The following is a 15295-nucleotide window of genomic DNA, read 5'->3' as shown; positions in this document are numbered from 1 at the left end:
TCACGTGAGATCAACCCCCGGCTCGCGCAGGGAGGCGGCGAGCAGGGCCCGACCGCGGGAGATCTGGCCCTTGACCGTGCCGAGCGGCAGGTCGAGACGGTCGGCGACGTCGGCGTAGGCCAGGCCCTCGAGGTCACGCAGCGTCACCGGCGTGCGATACGGCTCGGGCAGGGCGGCCAGGGCGTCGCGCACCGTGGCCCGGGTGGCGAGCAGCGAGCTCATCCGCTCGCCCGGACCGGTGTCACTGTCGGGCAGGGGGGCCGTGGCCCGCTGCCGGCGCAGGTGGTCGACAATCCGCCGGCGCACGATGCTGTGCACCCAGGTGCTGACCTTGGCGTCGCCGCGAAAGCTCTCGAGCGAGGCCGCGATCGAGATGAGCGAGTCTTGGCAGACATCGTCGATCGCCGACTCGTCGAGCAGGGCGCCGCGGGCGAACCGGCGCACCATCCCCGACTCGTCGAGCTCGACGAGCAGCACCTCGGCGGCGACGACGGAGCCGGCGGCCGCACGCGTCGCGAGCAGGTGCCACAGGTCGTCGCGGATGCCGGCGTCGACCTCACTGGCTGCGCGGCGGGCACCGGTGGGGTCGCCGGCATCGACCGCTGACGCCACTTCAGCCAGCAGTTCCGCTGTCCCCGAGACCGTCCCCACCGTGTCAGCCTGCCACAACCGGGCTACGGTGGGGCCATGGCATACCAGTACAAGGTCGTCGAGGTCCGCGAGAAGATGATCGGCGGCAAGGTCTCCGGTGACCGGGTCGAGAAGGTGCTCAACGAGTGGGCGGCGCAGGGGTGGCAACTGAAGGCCATCACGGCAGCCGACGTCAAGGGGCGCGTCGGCCCGGGCGGCGTCGAAGGCCTGCTCATCACCTTCGAACGCCAGGTCTGACACCCGCCGAGCGTGCACGAAGTGACCTATTGGTCACATCGTGCACACCGGACCACCCTCGGCGGGAAGGTCAGCGTCGCCTTCGCCAGGCTGCCCAGGCGCCGGTTGACCACAGGGCCGCCGCCACGAGCACCGGCTGAAACGCCAGCCGAGCCAGCCGCGCGGCATCCGAATCAAGGCCGAAGGCCGCTGTCCCGGTGACGTACTGGCTGATGTTGCCCGGGAAGATCGCGACGAAGAACGCGGCGACCACCCAGCCCACGACCGGGCGCAGCCGCGCCGGGGCGAGCACCAGCGCACCTGCGAGGACCAGCTCGATCACCCCGCTGACGGCGATCACGGCCTCGGGCCACGGCATCCACGGCGGTACCTGAGCGCGAAAGGCCTCCGCCGACGCGAAGTGCCCCACCCCCGCCGTCGCGAGGAGCACGGCAAGCGCCCAGCGCACGAGCGTGCGCGCCAGGCCAGAGCCCGGCGGGCCACCGGCGGGTCGGCCGGACGAACCCGGCGACCCCCGCGGCGTCGTTGCCGCAGGGGTCGCCGGGGTGTTCATGGGCAGATCCGTCAGCGCCGCACGACGAGGGTGGCGGTGATGGTCTGACCGGTGTGGGGCACGGTGATCGTCACCGTGTAGCTACCCGGTGCCAGGCCCGCGGTCGACAGGTTGTACTGCCACTTGCCGTCGACGTAGGTGAGCGTGCCGCTCGCCACGACGGTGCTGCCCTGGCTCACCGTGAGCGTCGGGTCGAGGTCGGTGGGCTCGGACCCGTCGCAGTCGGCGAGCTCGACCTTCACCGGCACCGTCGAGCCCTGCTTGGCCGTGACGCTGCCCTTCTTGAACGGGGCGAGCACGCCGGTCGTCGTGAACTCGACGGCGACGTCGGCGGTCGTCGTCGTGACGTGGCCGTGGCTGTCGGTGACGGTGACCGTCGCCGTGTAGCGCCCGGCTGCGGCGTAGGTGTGGGTGCGGGTGAGCGAGTCGGATGCCGTGTTCACCGTCTCCGTCGTGCCGTCACCCCAGGCGATCTTCACCTCGTGGGTGTCGGCGGCATCCCGGTCGGCGATGTCGACCGTGAGGCTGGCGCTGCCCGCACCGCAGCTCACCGACGTGTCGTCGAAGGCTGCCTGGACGGTGGCCGGGGAGTTCGGCGTGAGGCCGACGATGACCGGGTCGTGGTCGGAGACGCGGAACATGTCCGGGGCGTAGAGCACGTCCTGGAGGTTGGCCGTCTTGAAGTCGGTGTTGTAGTCCAGCACCGACGGCTCGTCGGCGTTGATGTGGAACTCCGCGACGCCGGCGACCTGGTCCTTGCCGAACAGGTCGGCCGAGCCCAGCGCGTGGTCGAGGTAGCCCCACTGGCCGTCGAAGACGTAGGAGTAGGCGTCCTCACCGAGGAAGCTGCTCACCAGGTTGGTGTAGCCGGCGTTCTTCAGGACCGTGATCGGGTCCTCCATGGCGTAGGAGTTGAGGTCACCGAGGATGAGCACGTCCTTCTCGCCCGTGCCGGTCGGGTCGCTGTCCAGCCAGGTCGCGAGAGCCTGCGCCGAGACCGTGCGGGAGGCGTTGCAGTTGCCCTGGCCGTCCAGGGCATCCGGCACCGTGCAGGCCGAGCCCTTGGACTTCAGGTGGTTGACGTCCGCGACGAACGAGCCACCGGTCGCGTTGACCCGGAAGGCCTGCGCGAGCGAGGGCCGGCTGCGGGGGGCCGTGTCGCCGCCACCGACGAACTCGGTGGTGTTGAGGACCGCCGTCTGGCCGATGGGCGTGACGGTTGCCGGCTTGTAGAGCATGCCGACCTTGATCGCGTCGGTGCCCAGCGCGTTGGTCTGGCCGGTGTTGCTGTCGGCGTCGATGTAGGCGTAGGTGTCGTCGCCGGTCTCGGCGTTGATCCGGTCGACGAGGTGCCTCAGCGAGCTGTCGCTGCCGTAGCCGTCGTTCTCGATCTCGTTGACGCCGAGGACGTCGGCGTCGACCGCGAGGATCGCTGCGACCGTCTTGGCCCACTGCCGGTCGAACTCCTCCTGCGTGTCGGCGCCGCGGCAGTCGGTGCTGTTGCCGCCCACGCCGAGGGTGCAGTTGTCGACGTTGTCCGGCAGTCCGTCGAAGGTGTTGAAGTAGTTGAGCAGGTTCATCGCGGCGGCCCGCACGTCACCGCCGACCTCCTCGGGTGCCTCGGGGCGGGGGTTGGCCGCCTGGAAGTCGAACGAAGCGTTGAGTGCGCCGACCGGGCGCAGGCGGTACGCGTTGCCGCTCGCGGCGTTGCCGGCCCACGTGTAGGTCATGACGCCGACGGCCTCGGTGAGGACGTCTCCACCGCGCAGCGTGTTCTCGGCGGACAGGGGGTCACCGCCGCGGCCGAAGAGGATCGGGTCGGGGTTCTGGGCCTGGGAGCCGTCATCGACGATGAGGCGGTTGAGGTTGTTGCTCTCCTGGAGGGCAAGGGCGTCGGCACCCGGGGCGACGACGTTGGTGGGCTGCTGGAGGCGGCCACCGCTGGAGACGACGACCTGGCCGAATCGACCGAGCTGGAAGTGCTCGGTGACGTACAGCGGCTGGGTCGTCTCGACGTGCATGCCTTCGTACTTCTCGAAGTCGGTGAGGCTGAGCATCGGCAGGGTCACCGGGGTCGGGTCGACCGAGCCCGTGCCGCAGTCGGCTATGCCCGCCGCGTTCGTGGAGATCTGGCTCTGACCCTGGTTCTCACCGGCCGTGCCGGTCACGGTGACGATGTCCCCAACCTCGACGAGGTCCTGGTTGCCGCCGTTGAAGATGAAGATGCCGTCCGAGGTGGCGGGGTCGCCGTCGCCGGCATCCTGGAGGTAGAAGCCACGCAGTGCCGGCGAAGCCCCTTCGTAGTCGCCCACGACGACACCCCGGACGGTCTGGGGACCGGTGAGCGCCACGGTGGCACCCGTTCCCTGGATCGCGGGGATCGGGGTGACCGCGGACGCGCAGGCCGAGGACAGCACGACGGTGAAGGTGGAGGAGAAGTCCGTGACCATGGCCTCCGGAGGGTCGTTCGCATCGAGGTCGGAGACTCCGGCGGCCAGCACGGTCAGGGTGCAGGTCTCGCCGTAGGTCAGGCGGGGGGTGGGGTCGACGGTGAACGTCGTGGGCCCACCGCTGACGGTCACGGGCACGTCGCCGGTGACGCTGCACACCAGGGTGACCGCGCCGTCGAGGGCCACACCCTCGCTGAAGGTCACGGTCGGGCTGACCCGGGCGGAGCCGGATCCGGCGTTTGCCGGCGTGACGGCCGTGACGGCCGGGGCCTGCTCGACGGGCGGGGTGTCGCTGCAGTTGGCGACGTGCGCACCGAGACCGTCGAAGGTGTCCACGGCGAAGCCGACCCACTTGATCGACGGGTCGAACGAGTTGCTGCCGTCGTTGTCCCCGACGCAGACGGTGTCCTTGCGGCGCAGGGTGTTGTCGGCGGTGCTCGTCAGACCGGTGCCCCACTCGGTGCTGGGGCGAGTGCCGATCTGCCCGAAGGCGTCGACGACGGTGCCGTTGACGCCGCCCTTGCGCAGCACGACCGCGTCGTCGCCATTCCAGTTGGCCACCGTGTTGGTGATCAGGTCGGTCACGGCGAGAATCGTCGGGTTGGCCCCCCCGTTGGCCGCGACGAAGACGTCCCCATCGGCGATGGCGCCGGTCAGGTTCGCCGACGCGGTCGCCGTCGCCGAGCCGTTGCTGTACAGCTCGAGCCGGTAGCCACCGGCACCGAGGTCGACCGGCGCGCCCGTGCCGTTGTAGATCTCGATGGCCTTGTTGACTCCTGTCCCCTCGACGTACTCCGAGATGAGCAGGTCCCCGGCCGCGGCCTGGGCGGCCACAGGGGCCAGCGCCACGGGCGTCACCACGGCGAGGGCGCCCACGGCGACCTTCGCGACGAGCCGGGCAAGGGTGGAACGGGCCATTCGTCCTCCAACGGTCCTGCGGGGGGCGCTCGCGTCTCGCGACACCTCGATCCCGCGGTGAGACTCGGTGAACGTAGCACCGCCTCGGGCCCGTGGCCACCGAAGCAACCGCCCTATCGACAAAAGGCCACCTTCCCGCCCGATGCCGGAACCTTCAGGTCGACAGAAGTTCATTTCCCCAGCGGACCTGCACCTTCCCCAGCGAACCCCTGGCGGCCGCCACGGCGTCCGCAGGGTGGACGGGGCTGCCGGACCAGTTGATGATTCGGGGATGGACGCGAACCCCGGTGATCGCAAGACCCACCCCTCGGACGCCGACGTCACGGCATTCCTGGATGCCGTGCCCGACTCGCGCCGCCGAGCCGACGCCCTCGACGCCCTGGATCTCATCCGCGAGGTGACCGGTGCCGAGCCGCGGATGTGGGGGCCGACGATGGTCGGCTTCGGCCGCCAGCCGTACCGCACGGCCGACGGCAAGGAGCACGAGTGGTTCGCCGTCGGGCTCTCCCCCCGCAAGGCCGCGCTGACCCTGTACGGGCTGACCTTCTATGACAGCAACACCGACCTGCTCGACCGCCTCGGGCCGCACACCACCGGCAAGGGCTGCGTCTACGTCAAGAAGTTCGAGGCCCTCGACCGTGAGGTGCTGACCGACCTCGTCCGCCGCGCCTGGGAGACCAACCACCAGCCCGACTGAGGGAGACTGGGGCGCGATGACCCTCACCGACCGGCTGAACCGCGCCCGCACGACGTCGGATGCCGTGGCCCCCTCCGCGGCCACCGGCGCCACCGCGCCCAGCGGCTCCACCGCGCGCGGGGGGTCCAGCGGGTCCTCCGCGTCGGATGCCGCCTTCGACGTCTTCATCGAGTGGGCCGGCGACCAGGGCCTGACCCTGTACCCCGCGCAGGAGGAGGCGGTGCTGGCCCTGGCCGGCGGAGCCCACGTCGTGCTCGCGACCCCAACCGGCTCGGGCAAGTCGCTCGTGGCCGTGGCCGCGCACGCACAGGCCCTCGCGCAGGGGCAGCGCAGCTGGTACACCGCGCCGATCAAGGCCCTGGTCAGCGAGAAGTTCTTCGCCCTCGTGGCGATCTTCGGGGCCGAGCAGGTCGGCATGCTCACCGGCGATGCCGCCGTCAACCCCGGGGCCCCGATCATCTGCGCCACGGCCGAGGTCCTGGCCAACCACGCCCTGCGCGACCGGGAACTGGCCGACATCGGCCTCGTCGTCATGGACGAGTTCCACTTCTACACCGAGCCCGACCGCGGCTGGGCGTGGCAGGTGCCGCTGCTGCTCCTGCCCGACACCCAGTTCCTCCTCATGTCGGCGACGCTGGGTGACACCCGCCCGTTCGAGGAGGACCTCACCCGCCGCACCGGCCGCGAGACCATCGCCGTCACCGGGGTCGAGCGCCCCGTGCCGCTGGAGTTCGAGTGGGTGCTCACACCCGTCCACGAGACCCTCGAGCTGCTGCTGCGCGACGACCGCGGCCCGGTCTACGTCGTGTCGTTCACCCAGGCGTCAGCGGTCGAGCAGGCGCAGGCGCTGATGAGCGTCGACATCGTCTCCTCGGCCCGCAAGGCCGCCATCAAGGAGGCCGTCGGCGGGTTCCGGTTCGGCAAGGGGTTCGGCCAGGCGCTGCGCCGGCTCGTGCTGCACGGCATCGGCGTCCACCACGCGGGGATGCTGCCCAAGTACCGCCGCCTCGTCGAGACCCTGGCCCAGCGAGGGTTGCTGGCCGTCATCTGCGGCACGGACACCCTCGGCGTCGGGATCAACGTGCCGATCCGCACGGTGCTGCTCACCTCGCTCACCAAGTACGACGGGCGCAAGCAGCGCGTGCTGCGGGCCCGCGAGTTCCACCAGATCGCGGGCCGGGCGGGGCGGGCCGGGTTCGACACTGTCGGCTACGTCGTCGTGCAGGCCCCCGAACACGTCGTGCTCAACGCCAAGGCGCTCGCCAAGGCAGGCGACGACGCGAAGAAGCGCCGCAAGGTCGTGCACAAGAAGGCGCCGGAAGGCACGCTCACCCACACCGAGTCCACCTACGAGCGCCTCGTCATGGCACCGCCGGAGCCGTTGGTCTCCAAGATGCGGGTCAACCACGCGATGGTGCTCAACGTGCTCGACCAGTGGGAGGGCCAGCAGGCCGCGCTGCACACCCTGCTCCTGGACAACCACGAGGAGCCCGCCCGCCGCGACGCCCTCGTCGAGCGCGCGGTGCAGGTGCTGACCTCGCTCCTGCGCGCCGGGGTGGTCGAGCCCGACGACGGCTCGTCCCTCGAGGACTGGCTCCCTGCCGAGGTCGAGGCAACGACGTCGGATGCCGTTGCGCCGCAGCCGCTCTCGCCTCACCCCACGCCGGGGGAAGGTGACAGCGCGCGAGGTGCCGACGGCATCCCAACTGGTGCGGACGGCATCCCGGACGAGGGCGAAGCGCAGCCCGACCTGGCGAGTGACCTCGGCCCGATCGGCGAACTGCTCGCCGCCGCCGGCCACCTCGCCCCCACCCCTTATGCCCCTTCGACCCCTGCTGACGAGACGCCGCAGGAGCCCACCGAGGAGCGGCCGCCGGCGGGGAAGGTCGAGCAGTTCATCCGCGGCGAGGGGCGGAGCTACGACGAAGGGCCCTTCCAGGTCGCGCTCGACCTGCACGACGGCTTCGCGCTCAACCAGCCGCTGTCGGCGTTCGCCCTGGCCACCCTCGAGATGTTCGACCCCGATGCCCCCGGCTACGCGCTCGACGTCGTGAGCGTCATCGAGGCCACGCTCGACGACCCGCGCCCGGTCCTCATGGCGCAGCGGTTCGAGGCCCGTGGCGAGGCGGTCGGCGCGATGAAGGCCGAGGGCATGGAGTACGAGGAGCGGATGGACGCCCTCGACGACGTCACCTGGCCGCGCCCGCTCGCCGAGGAGCTCGAGGGGGCGCTGCGCGTCTACCGGCAGCGGCACCCGTGGGTCGACCCGCGCGACCTGTCGCCGAAGTCGGTCGTGCGCGAGATGCACGAGCGGGCGATGACCTTCGGCGAGTTCATCGCGCACCACAAGCTCTTCCGGGCCGAGGGGGTCGTGCTGCGCTACCTCACCGACGCGTACCGGGCGCTGCGCTCGACCGTGCCGACGTCGGCGCGCACCGAGGAGCTCGACGACATCGTCGAGTGGCTCGGCGAGGTCGTGCGGCACACCGACTCCAGCCTGCTCGACGAGTGGGAGGCCCTGGCCAACCCCGGCGATGACCCGCTCACCGAGGTGCGCACCCCCACCGAGGGCCGCGCACTGTCGGCGAACCCTCGGGCACTGCGAGTCATGGTGCGGCAGAGCATGTTCCGCCGGGTCGAGCTGCTGGCGCTGCGCCGGTATGCCGCCCTGGCCGCCCTCGGTGGGCAGCTCGGCGAGGACGACTGGTCGGCTGCGCACGAGGCCTACCTCGACGACTACGACGACTTCGGCACCGGCCCGCAGGCTCGGGGGCCGGCCCTGCTGCGGATCGACGACTCGGATGCGCAGGTGTGGGTGGTGGAGCAGATCCTCGACGACCCCGAGGGCGACCACGACTGGCGGATCACTGCCGAGCTCGACGTGGCGGCCACCGACGAGGCAGGCGAACTCGTGCTGACCGTCACCGGCCTGGGCCCCACCTGAGGGTCGAGCTCACCGGGTTCCAGCACTGACATGCCGAACGCGCGACATACCGCGCCCCCTGCATGTCACGACTCTGCTGACGCGCAGGCCGGGCCCCAGATGCCCAGCCTGCCCTGGCGCGCAGCCGCTTGGGCCGACCGGTGCTCGGCCCGACCGGCGTACGGCCGATCGTACGTGTACTCGCGGCCGAACCCACCCGCGATGAGCACCTGCGCCATGCTGCGACCGTCGGCCATCGTCAGGTGCCGCAGCACCCTGCCGTATCGGTCGCGGTCATCCTGCGTCGGGTCGGCCGACAACAGCACGGTCCTGCCCTGCACCAGCGCCCGCGCCTCGCGGGCAGCCTCGACGGCGAAGCACTCCTCGGAGCCGATCTCGGGGGTGTCGAGGCCGATGACCCGCACCCTCTCGGTGCCCTCACCCACCCGCACGACGATGGTGTCGCCGTCGGGCACCGAGACCACCTTCACGGGGTCACCCGGCGCGACGGAAGCGGTCGGAGCAGGCCCGTCCGGCACCAGTCCACCTGTGCCGGTGGAGAGTCGGCCGAGCAACCCGACAAGGATCGCGACCACCCCGAACAGCATCAGCCCCACGGCGACGAGCGCCACCAGCACCTTGACCCACCTCACGACCGTCGAGGCAGCCACGGGGCACAACTCCTTCAGTCAGGGGCGGTGCCTCGAGGCTAACCGGGCAGCCTCGACATCATGACGAGATCGGCAGGCCTCGCTACCGTGGATGCCGTGACGACGATGCGCGAAGGCACCCTGCACGACTTCCCCGGGGTCTACCGCGTCTGCCGCCTCACCGGCCACGCCGGTCGCGACGCCACCTCCCGCCACGCCGACCCCGACCTCCTCGGACACCTCTGGGCCGGGCCCTACCTCGCCTTTCCCGAGGCCGTCACCCGGGTCATCCACGACGACCAGGGCGTCGCCGGCTACTGCCTCGCCGTCCCCGACACCGCGGCGTTCGAGCACTGGCTCGACACCGTCTGGCTGCCGCCGCTGCGTGAGCGCCTGCCGCTGGGCAGCGGCGCCACCGAGGCCGACCGGGCCCTCGTCGAGCGGATCCACGAGACCCCCCGGTCGGATGCCGCCCTGCTGGCGGAGCACCCGGCCCACCTTCACGTCGACCTCCTTCCCCGGCTCAAGGGCCAGGGGTGGGGTCGCCGGATCATGGACGAGGTCGTCGGCGAGCTGTCTCGCGAAGGAGTGCCCGGCATCCACCTCGGCGTCGACCCCGGCAACACCGCAGCGCCCGGGTTCTACCAGCGGCTGGGGTTCCGGCCCGTGACCGGCCCGCCCGGGGCGCGATGGTACGGCATCCTCCTGGCGTAGCCGCCGGGGTCAGGGAGTGGTGGTCTCGACCTGCTGGGCGAGGTACTGCGGCAGCCCGATGCGTGCGATGGCCTCGATCTGACCCTCGAACCAGTCGGCGTGCTTCTCCTCGTCGAGCACCATCGTCTCGAACAGGGATGCCGTGCCGTGGTCGCCGAGGTCGTGGCACTCCTGCGCGGCGGCGTTGAACTGCGCGACGGCGGCGTACTCGCTCTCGAGGGCGAGGCGCAGCATCTCCTCGGCGTTCTCGCCGACGCGCAGGGCGTTCAGACGCTGGATGTTCGGGTGACCCTCGAAGAACAGGATGCGGGTGATGAGGGAGTCGGCGTCGCGCATCTCGTCGATCGACAGGTCGTAGAAGACCTTGCCGAGCTTGGGGAAGCCCCAGCTGTCGAGCATGCGCGCGTGCAGGAAGTAGGTGTTGACGACGCTCAGCTCGAAGGTCAGCGCATCGTTGAGGTGGTCGACGATCTTGGGGTCAACTGGCTGCATGCTGCGCCTCCACACTCTCGGGAACCTGGCTCGAGACATGCTCGCACACGAGGCGCCGCACCGAGAACACACACGAGCCGCAGTCACTGCCCGCCCCGGTCGAGCGGCAGACCTGCCCGAGGGTGCGGGCGCCGGCGTCGACGGCCGCCGCGATGGCCGCGTCATTGACGACGTGGCAGTGGCAGACGATCACGGCGTCTCCTGTCGCGGGCCGGGCGCACGAGGCACCAGGGGATGAAGGTGAGGCTTACCTCACCATATTGTTCCGGACGGGCTCAAGTCGGTGCATCCGCCATTCCGCACACCGGAACGCCCGGGGCCGCAGCCCGACCAAGGTTCGACATCCCCACCCCCAGGCCACTCACGATGGTGGCCACCGACCCGCCGTGCACGACACTGGACGGATGCGAGTTGCCGGCACCCACGTCCTGCTCACCGGAGCCACCGGTGACATCGGGCGGCGCCTCGCCACCCACCTCTCGGATGCCGCGGCGCGCCTCACGCTCGTCGCCCGCAGCACCCAGCCCCTCGAGGCCCTCGCCGCCGACCTGGGCGCCCACGCCGTGTCCGCCGACCTCACCGACCGCGACACCCTGCGCTCCCTGATCCGCGACGTGGAGCAGGCCCACGGCCCGGTCGACGTTCTCGTCAACAACGCCGGCACCGAGACCGTCGGCCACCTCACCGACCTCACCGCCGACGACCTCGAGCACCTGCTCGCCCTCAACCTGCTCGCCCCCGTCGAGCTCTGCCGCCAGGTGCTGCCGGGCATGACCGCGCGCGGTCGCGGCCACCTCGTCAACATCTCCTCGCTGGCCGGGGTCGCCACCTTCCCGGGCCTGGCCACCTACGGCGCGACCAAGGCCGGGCTGACGCACTTCACGTCCGGCCTGCGCGCCGACCTGCGCGGCGGCCCGATCGGCACCCTCGCGGTCGAGATCGGGCCGGTCTCCTCACAGATGATGAGCCGCATCGCGAGCCACCCACCCACGGCAGCGGCGTTCGACCGGGTGCTCGGCCTGCGCGCCCTGACCATGTTGGACCCGGATGCCGTGGCACGCGCCGTCGTCGCCGCCGTCGAGGACGACCAGGCCACGCTTCGGATGCCGCGCCGCGCGGCCCCGCTCGCAACCCTCGCCCACGCGCCCCGCAGCGTCGTGCGGTTGGCCCTGACCGGCATCCGATGACCGGCCACCACAGCGCACCCCGGGTGCCGGTGCGCCGCAAGATCGCCGTGGCGACCTGGCGCCCGTCCCGCGACGGACGCATCTACGCGCGCACGGAGGTCGACGTCACGCCCGCCCTGGCCTACATCGAGCGGGTGCGGGAGGAGACCGGCGAACGGATCACGATCACGCACGTCGTCGGGGCGGCTCTCGGGCGGGCCCTGCGCGCGGTGCCCGAGGTGCGGGCGCGGGTGGTCTTCGGGCGGCTGCGTCCACTGGAGAGGTGTGACATCGGGTTCGCCGTCGACATCGGCCGCGGGTCCGACCTCGCGCCGATCAAGGTGCACGACGTCGATCGCCTCAGCCCCGTGGAGATCGCCCAGGCGCTGGATGCCGGGGCCGGCAAGCTGCGCCGCGGTGACCACACCTCGTACAAGCGCACGTCGAGCCTGGTGAAGATCGCCCCCGCGTGGGCGCTGCGCCCGGTGATGGCGGCGGCCGGTGTCGTGGCCGGTGGCTTCGGGAAGGGATTCGTCGGCCAGCCCGGCTTCCCGCTCGGCACGGCGTTCGTCTCCAACGTCGGCACCCTCGGGCTCGACGAGGCCTTCCTCGCACCGCTGCCGCTGGCCCGCACGCCGATCTACCTCGCGGTGGGCACGGTGCAGCAGCGGGCGGTCGTCGTCGACGGGGAGGTCGTCGCCCGGCCGGTGCTCGTGCTCGTCGCGACGGCCGACCACCGGATCGTCGACGGGGCCCACGCCGGTCAGGTCACGACGATCGTGCGCGACCTGCTGACCCGCCCGGAGCGGCTCGACCACCCACTGTCCTGACGTGCTGCGTCAGGCCACGGGGCGGCGGGCGCTCGGGTAGGGGGTCAGCAACTGGTCGACCGGGGCGAAGTCGTCGGTCAGGACCGGCGAGTCCCCGATCCAGGTGTCCAGCTCATCGCCCTGGACGACCTCCCACGCGAGCCCTTGGGCGGCGAACCCGGACCGCAGGGCCTCGAGGTCGAGCGGCTCGTCGGAGGCGATGGCGACCACGTTGCCACCGGACCCGACCTCGCGACCCAGCGTCGCGGCATCCGCGGCCACCGCGACGTGCTCGAAGACCGTTCGCATCGTGGCGAGCTCGGCCCGGGCGAAGGACAGCGGCGCGAAGTCGATGAGGTTGGCGGCGTAGATGCCGCCGGGCCGCACGACGCGCCGGACGTCGGTGAGGGCCTCGCGGGTCGTCAGGTGCCAGGGCACGCTGATGCCGCCGAACGCGTCGCCGACCACGAGGTCGCGGCTGTCGGTGTCGAGGCTGCGCAGCCCGAGCCGCGCGTCCTCGATGCGCACGTCCAACGCCGGGCCGGTGACCAGCCCGAGGTCGCGCTCGTCGATCTCCAGCACACCGCGGTCGATCTCGGAGACCACGCTGACCGTGCCGGGCCGCACCCGCTCGAGGTAGCGAGGAAAGGTCAGCCCGCCGCCTCCGAGGTGATAGGCGTCCAGCGGCTCACCGGCCGGGAACGCCGTGTCCGCGACACCCGCGAGCGCCTGCACGTACTGGAACTCGAGGTGCGTCGGGTCGTCGAGGTCGACGTAGGAGTGGCGCAGGCTGTCGAGCACGAGCACCCGACCGCTCTCGCGCGCCGGGTCCACCTGCACCTGCGCGCAGTGGTAGACGGTCTCGGCCTCGCACCGGCCGGGCCCGTAGGCCGCGCCGAGCGCCCCCGGCACCAGCAGCACGAGCGGCACGACGGCAGCCCGGGCACCCCGAACAGCCACCTCGACGGCGGCCGCCGCCAGCACGAGCAGCACCCCGGTGGCGACGAGCACCGAGCTGACCGGCAGTGCCGCGAGGAAGACGAACCCGGTGAGCACCGTCCCGGCGATGGCGCCAACCGTGCCGATGCCCGACAGCCGGCCGACGACGCTGCCGGTCTCGGCAAGGTCGGTGAGCACGAGCTTGGTCACCATCGGGGACACGGCCGAGAGCAGGGCCCCCGGCACGAGGATCGCGACGATCGCCATGAGCAGCGCCGCTCCCGACCCTGCGGTCTCACCGGCAGCCCGCACGACGAACGGGGTCGCGGCCACCGCCACCCCGGAGATCGCCAACAGTGGGCCGAGGGCACGACGCGGCGGCATGATGTCGGCGGCCCGGCCCCCGGCCCACGACCCCGTGGCGATCGCGGCCAGGGCGATGCCGATGACGATGGTGCTGGTCTCGAGGGTCAGGCCGAGGTAGGGGGCGAGCAGTCGCAGCGCCGCGAGCTCGACGACGAGCACGGCTGCACTCGACCCGAACACCAAGGCAGCCGCCGTCATCGGCCCCAGCCCACGCACGGATTCCGGGGATGTGCCTGGGGCCTTCGTCATGGCGACCAGTCTGCACGCAGCGCCGCAGCGACGTCGGTCTGGCTGAAGTCGTTGCCGACGTAGAGCAGGGGTCGACCCTCCGTCGTGGACAAGGCGTAGGAGAAGCAGTCGCCGTAGTTGAGGCGAGCAGGTGAACCCGACCCGCGACCGAAACGCTGGTAGGCCAGTCGCGCCACCGCGGCCTGGCGGGTGGTGACGGGAACGATCTCGATCCCCAGCTCCTCGATCACCCGGTCGAGGCGCTCCCCGTGCCGCGGGGAGCGGGCGTCCGCGACGATTCCCGCCTCGACCCAGCTGGCCGCCGACATCAGTGCCCCCGGCGAGGCGGCAGCCAGGGCTTCGAGCACCCGCGTCGAGCCGCTCTCACCCTCGAGGATCGAGATCAACGCGGACGAGTCGACGATCATCGGGGCAGCCCGGTCACCTCGTCGTACAGGTCCTCGGCGCGCAGGTGACCCCGCCCAGGATCGGCCTGCCACTGCGCCGCGATGGCCAGGACGCGGTCGACCACCGGCGCGGTGCGGGCCTGGTCGGGGTCGACGTCGTACTCGCGCAGCAGCCTCACCAGGGCCTCCTCGATCGCGCCGGTCTGGGTGCGCCCCGTCACGCGCGCCGCCTCGCGAGCCAGACGGTGCACGCGCTCGTTCTTGATGTTCAGCCCCATGGGTAGAGTCTACCTTCTTCATGGGGTAGACGGTAGAGACGAGGACTGACAGTCGTGCCCCTTGACCGGGCGCGAGCCGGTCAGGAGCCGTGGCTACGCTCATCTCGTGACCGGGATGCCGCAGCGCACGCGCGATGCCCGGATGCTGCGCGCCCTCGTCGCCACCCTCGTCGTCATCGGCCTGGGCCACACCGCGCACAGCCTCGGCGGCGCCACCGGCCCGCAACCCCTCGCGGTGCTCATCCTCGCCGCCCTCGTCGGCCCGCTCGTGTGGGCCCTGGTGCGGCGCGGCGCCTCCGCCACCCGCCTCGGCGTGGCCATGGGCGCCGGGCAGGTGCTCACCCACGTCACGCTCGTGATGATGGCTCCGGGCCGCGGCACGAGCATGGCCCCGCACGTCCACGGGGCGTCGGGTCTCCCGACCTCGGATGCCGTGGCCGCCGCAGGGGCGACCGTCACCTCGATGGGCGCGGCTGGCACCTCCCTGCTCGCCAGCCTGCACGTCACGCCAGGCATGCTCGCGGCCCACGCGATCGCGACCGTGGTCGCCGCCGTACTCCTCTCCCGCGGGGAGGATGCCGTACGCGCCGTCGTGCGCGCGCTGCTCCCCCAGCCGCTGAGCCTGCGGTTCGCCCACGGCATCCTGCGCCTTGCCGTCGAGGCCGGCGCCTTGACCACCCCGACCAGCCGGGCGCTGCGCCCCCTCGGCGGCCGGGGCCCGCCCCTGCCCGTCACCTGAGCCGGCTCCGCGACGGGGTCGGCCACGCGCTGACCCCTTCCCCGCGGGTGTGATCCCGCACGCCAGTTCCAGGAGACC

16 protein-coding genes are annotated in these 15295 nt (G+C 71.8%); 7 read left to right on the top strand and 9 right to left on the bottom strand.

Translation table 11 applies throughout. The annotated features are described in order from the left end of the window. Positions 1-669: an RNA polymerase sigma factor gene (locus C8E84_RS11835; RefSeq protein ID WP_159902377.1), complete on the bottom strand. Its 669-nt coding sequence runs from the start codon at positions 667-669 to the stop codon at positions 1-3. Between the two features lie 18 nt (positions 670-687). On the opposite strand from C8E84_RS11835, the gene C8E84_RS11830 reads away from it, so the two are divergent. After that, on the top strand, positions 688-888 hold the full coding sequence (locus C8E84_RS11830) for a DUF4177 domain-containing protein (protein ID WP_159902375.1): 201 nt from the start codon (positions 688-690) through the stop codon (positions 886-888). 70 nt (positions 889-958) lie between these two features. Here the strand turns inward: C8E84_RS11830 and C8E84_RS11825 are convergent, their stop codons facing one another. Beyond that, the gene (locus tag C8E84_RS11825) at positions 959-1441 is read right to left on the bottom strand and encodes a DoxX family protein (protein ID WP_246196910.1); all 483 of its coding nucleotides are present in this window, start codon (positions 1439-1441) and stop codon (positions 959-961) included. 11 nt (positions 1442-1452) lie between these two features. Beyond that, the gene (locus C8E84_RS11820) at positions 1453-4809 is read right to left on the bottom strand and encodes an ExeM/NucH family extracellular endonuclease (protein WP_159902373.1); all 3357 of its coding nucleotides are present in this window, start codon (positions 4807-4809) and stop codon (positions 1453-1455) included. Between the two features lie 271 nt (positions 4810-5080). Between C8E84_RS11820 and C8E84_RS11815 the strand changes: the two genes are divergently transcribed. Then, entirely contained in the window at positions 5081-5506 is a 426-nt protein-coding gene (locus C8E84_RS11815) for a DUF1801 domain-containing protein (RefSeq protein WP_159902371.1), read from the top strand. A gap of 16 nt (positions 5507-5522) precedes the next feature. Further along, entirely contained in the window at positions 5523-8450 is a 2928-nt protein-coding gene (locus tag C8E84_RS17685) for a DEAD/DEAH box helicase (protein WP_170296284.1), read from the top strand. A 65-nt stretch (positions 8451-8515) separates the two neighbouring features. Here C8E84_RS17685 and C8E84_RS11805 read toward each other — a convergent pair whose 3' ends face one another. Then, entirely contained in the window at positions 8516-9100 is a 585-nt protein-coding gene (locus C8E84_RS11805; RefSeq protein WP_159902369.1) for a thermonuclease family protein, read from the bottom strand. 60 nt (positions 9101-9160) lie between these two features. On the opposite strand from C8E84_RS11805, the gene C8E84_RS11800 reads away from it, so the two are divergent. Then, the gene (locus C8E84_RS11800) at positions 9161-9793 is read left to right on the top strand and encodes a GNAT family N-acetyltransferase (protein ID WP_246196909.1); all 633 of its coding nucleotides are present in this window, start codon (positions 9161-9163) and stop codon (positions 9791-9793) included. Between the two features lie 9 nt (positions 9794-9802). Here the strand turns inward: C8E84_RS11800 and bfr are convergent, their stop codons facing one another. Together bfr and C8E84_RS11790 are read right to left on the bottom strand one after the other, a co-directional pair. Further along, the gene (gene bfr / locus C8E84_RS11795; RefSeq protein WP_159902367.1) at positions 9803-10285 is read right to left on the bottom strand and encodes a bacterioferritin; all 483 of its coding nucleotides are present in this window, start codon (positions 10283-10285) and stop codon (positions 9803-9805) included. Continuing rightward, complete coding sequence (locus C8E84_RS11790; protein ID WP_159902365.1) at positions 10272-10478, bottom strand: (2Fe-2S)-binding protein; 207 nt, start codon at positions 10476-10478, stop codon at positions 10272-10274. The genes bfr and C8E84_RS11790 overlap by 14 nt, the downstream gene beginning before the upstream one ends. A gap of 211 nt (positions 10479-10689) precedes the next feature. On the opposite strand from C8E84_RS11790, the gene C8E84_RS11785 reads away from it, so the two are divergent. Continuing rightward, entirely contained in the window at positions 10690-11472 is a 783-nt protein-coding gene (locus C8E84_RS11785) for an SDR family NAD(P)-dependent oxidoreductase (RefSeq protein WP_159902363.1), read from the top strand. Beyond that, a complete protein-coding gene (locus C8E84_RS11780) occupies positions 11469-12281 on the top strand; it encodes a 2-oxo acid dehydrogenase subunit E2 (RefSeq protein WP_159902361.1) in 813 nt (270 codons plus the stop codon). The genes C8E84_RS11785 and C8E84_RS11780 overlap by 4 nt, the downstream gene beginning before the upstream one ends. Before the next feature lie 9 nt (positions 12282-12290). Here the strand turns inward: C8E84_RS11780 and C8E84_RS11775 are convergent, their stop codons facing one another. From C8E84_RS11775 to C8E84_RS11765, 3 genes are read right to left on the bottom strand one after another with little or no spacing between them, the layout of a single operon-like run. Next, a complete protein-coding gene (locus C8E84_RS11775) occupies positions 12291-13814 on the bottom strand; it encodes a fused MFS/spermidine synthase (RefSeq protein ID WP_159902359.1) in 1524 nt (507 codons plus the stop codon). Next, a complete protein-coding gene (locus C8E84_RS11770) occupies positions 13811-14221 on the bottom strand; it encodes a type II toxin-antitoxin system VapC family toxin (protein WP_159902357.1) in 411 nt (136 codons plus the stop codon). The genes C8E84_RS11775 and C8E84_RS11770 overlap by 4 nt, the downstream gene beginning before the upstream one ends. Continuing rightward, positions 14218-14478, bottom strand: coding sequence for a type II toxin-antitoxin system VapB family antitoxin (locus C8E84_RS11765; RefSeq protein WP_159902355.1), 261 nt, complete (start codon positions 14476-14478; stop codon positions 14218-14220). The genes C8E84_RS11770 and C8E84_RS11765 overlap by 4 nt, the downstream gene beginning before the upstream one ends. Positions 14479-14584: 106 nt before the next feature. Between C8E84_RS11765 and C8E84_RS11760 the strand changes: the two genes are divergently transcribed. Then, positions 14585-15217: a hypothetical protein gene (locus tag C8E84_RS11760; protein WP_159902353.1), complete on the top strand. Its 633-nt coding sequence runs from the start codon at positions 14585-14587 to the stop codon at positions 15215-15217. The last annotated feature ends 78 nt before the right edge of the window (positions 15218-15295 follow it).

This window comes from Ornithinibacter aureus (assembly GCF_009858245.1).
In the GTDB taxonomy this organism is placed as follows: Bacteria; Actinomycetota; Actinomycetes; order Actinomycetales; family Dermatophilaceae; genus Fodinibacter; species Fodinibacter aureus.
This window is presented reverse-complemented; position numbering and strand designations above follow the sequence as displayed.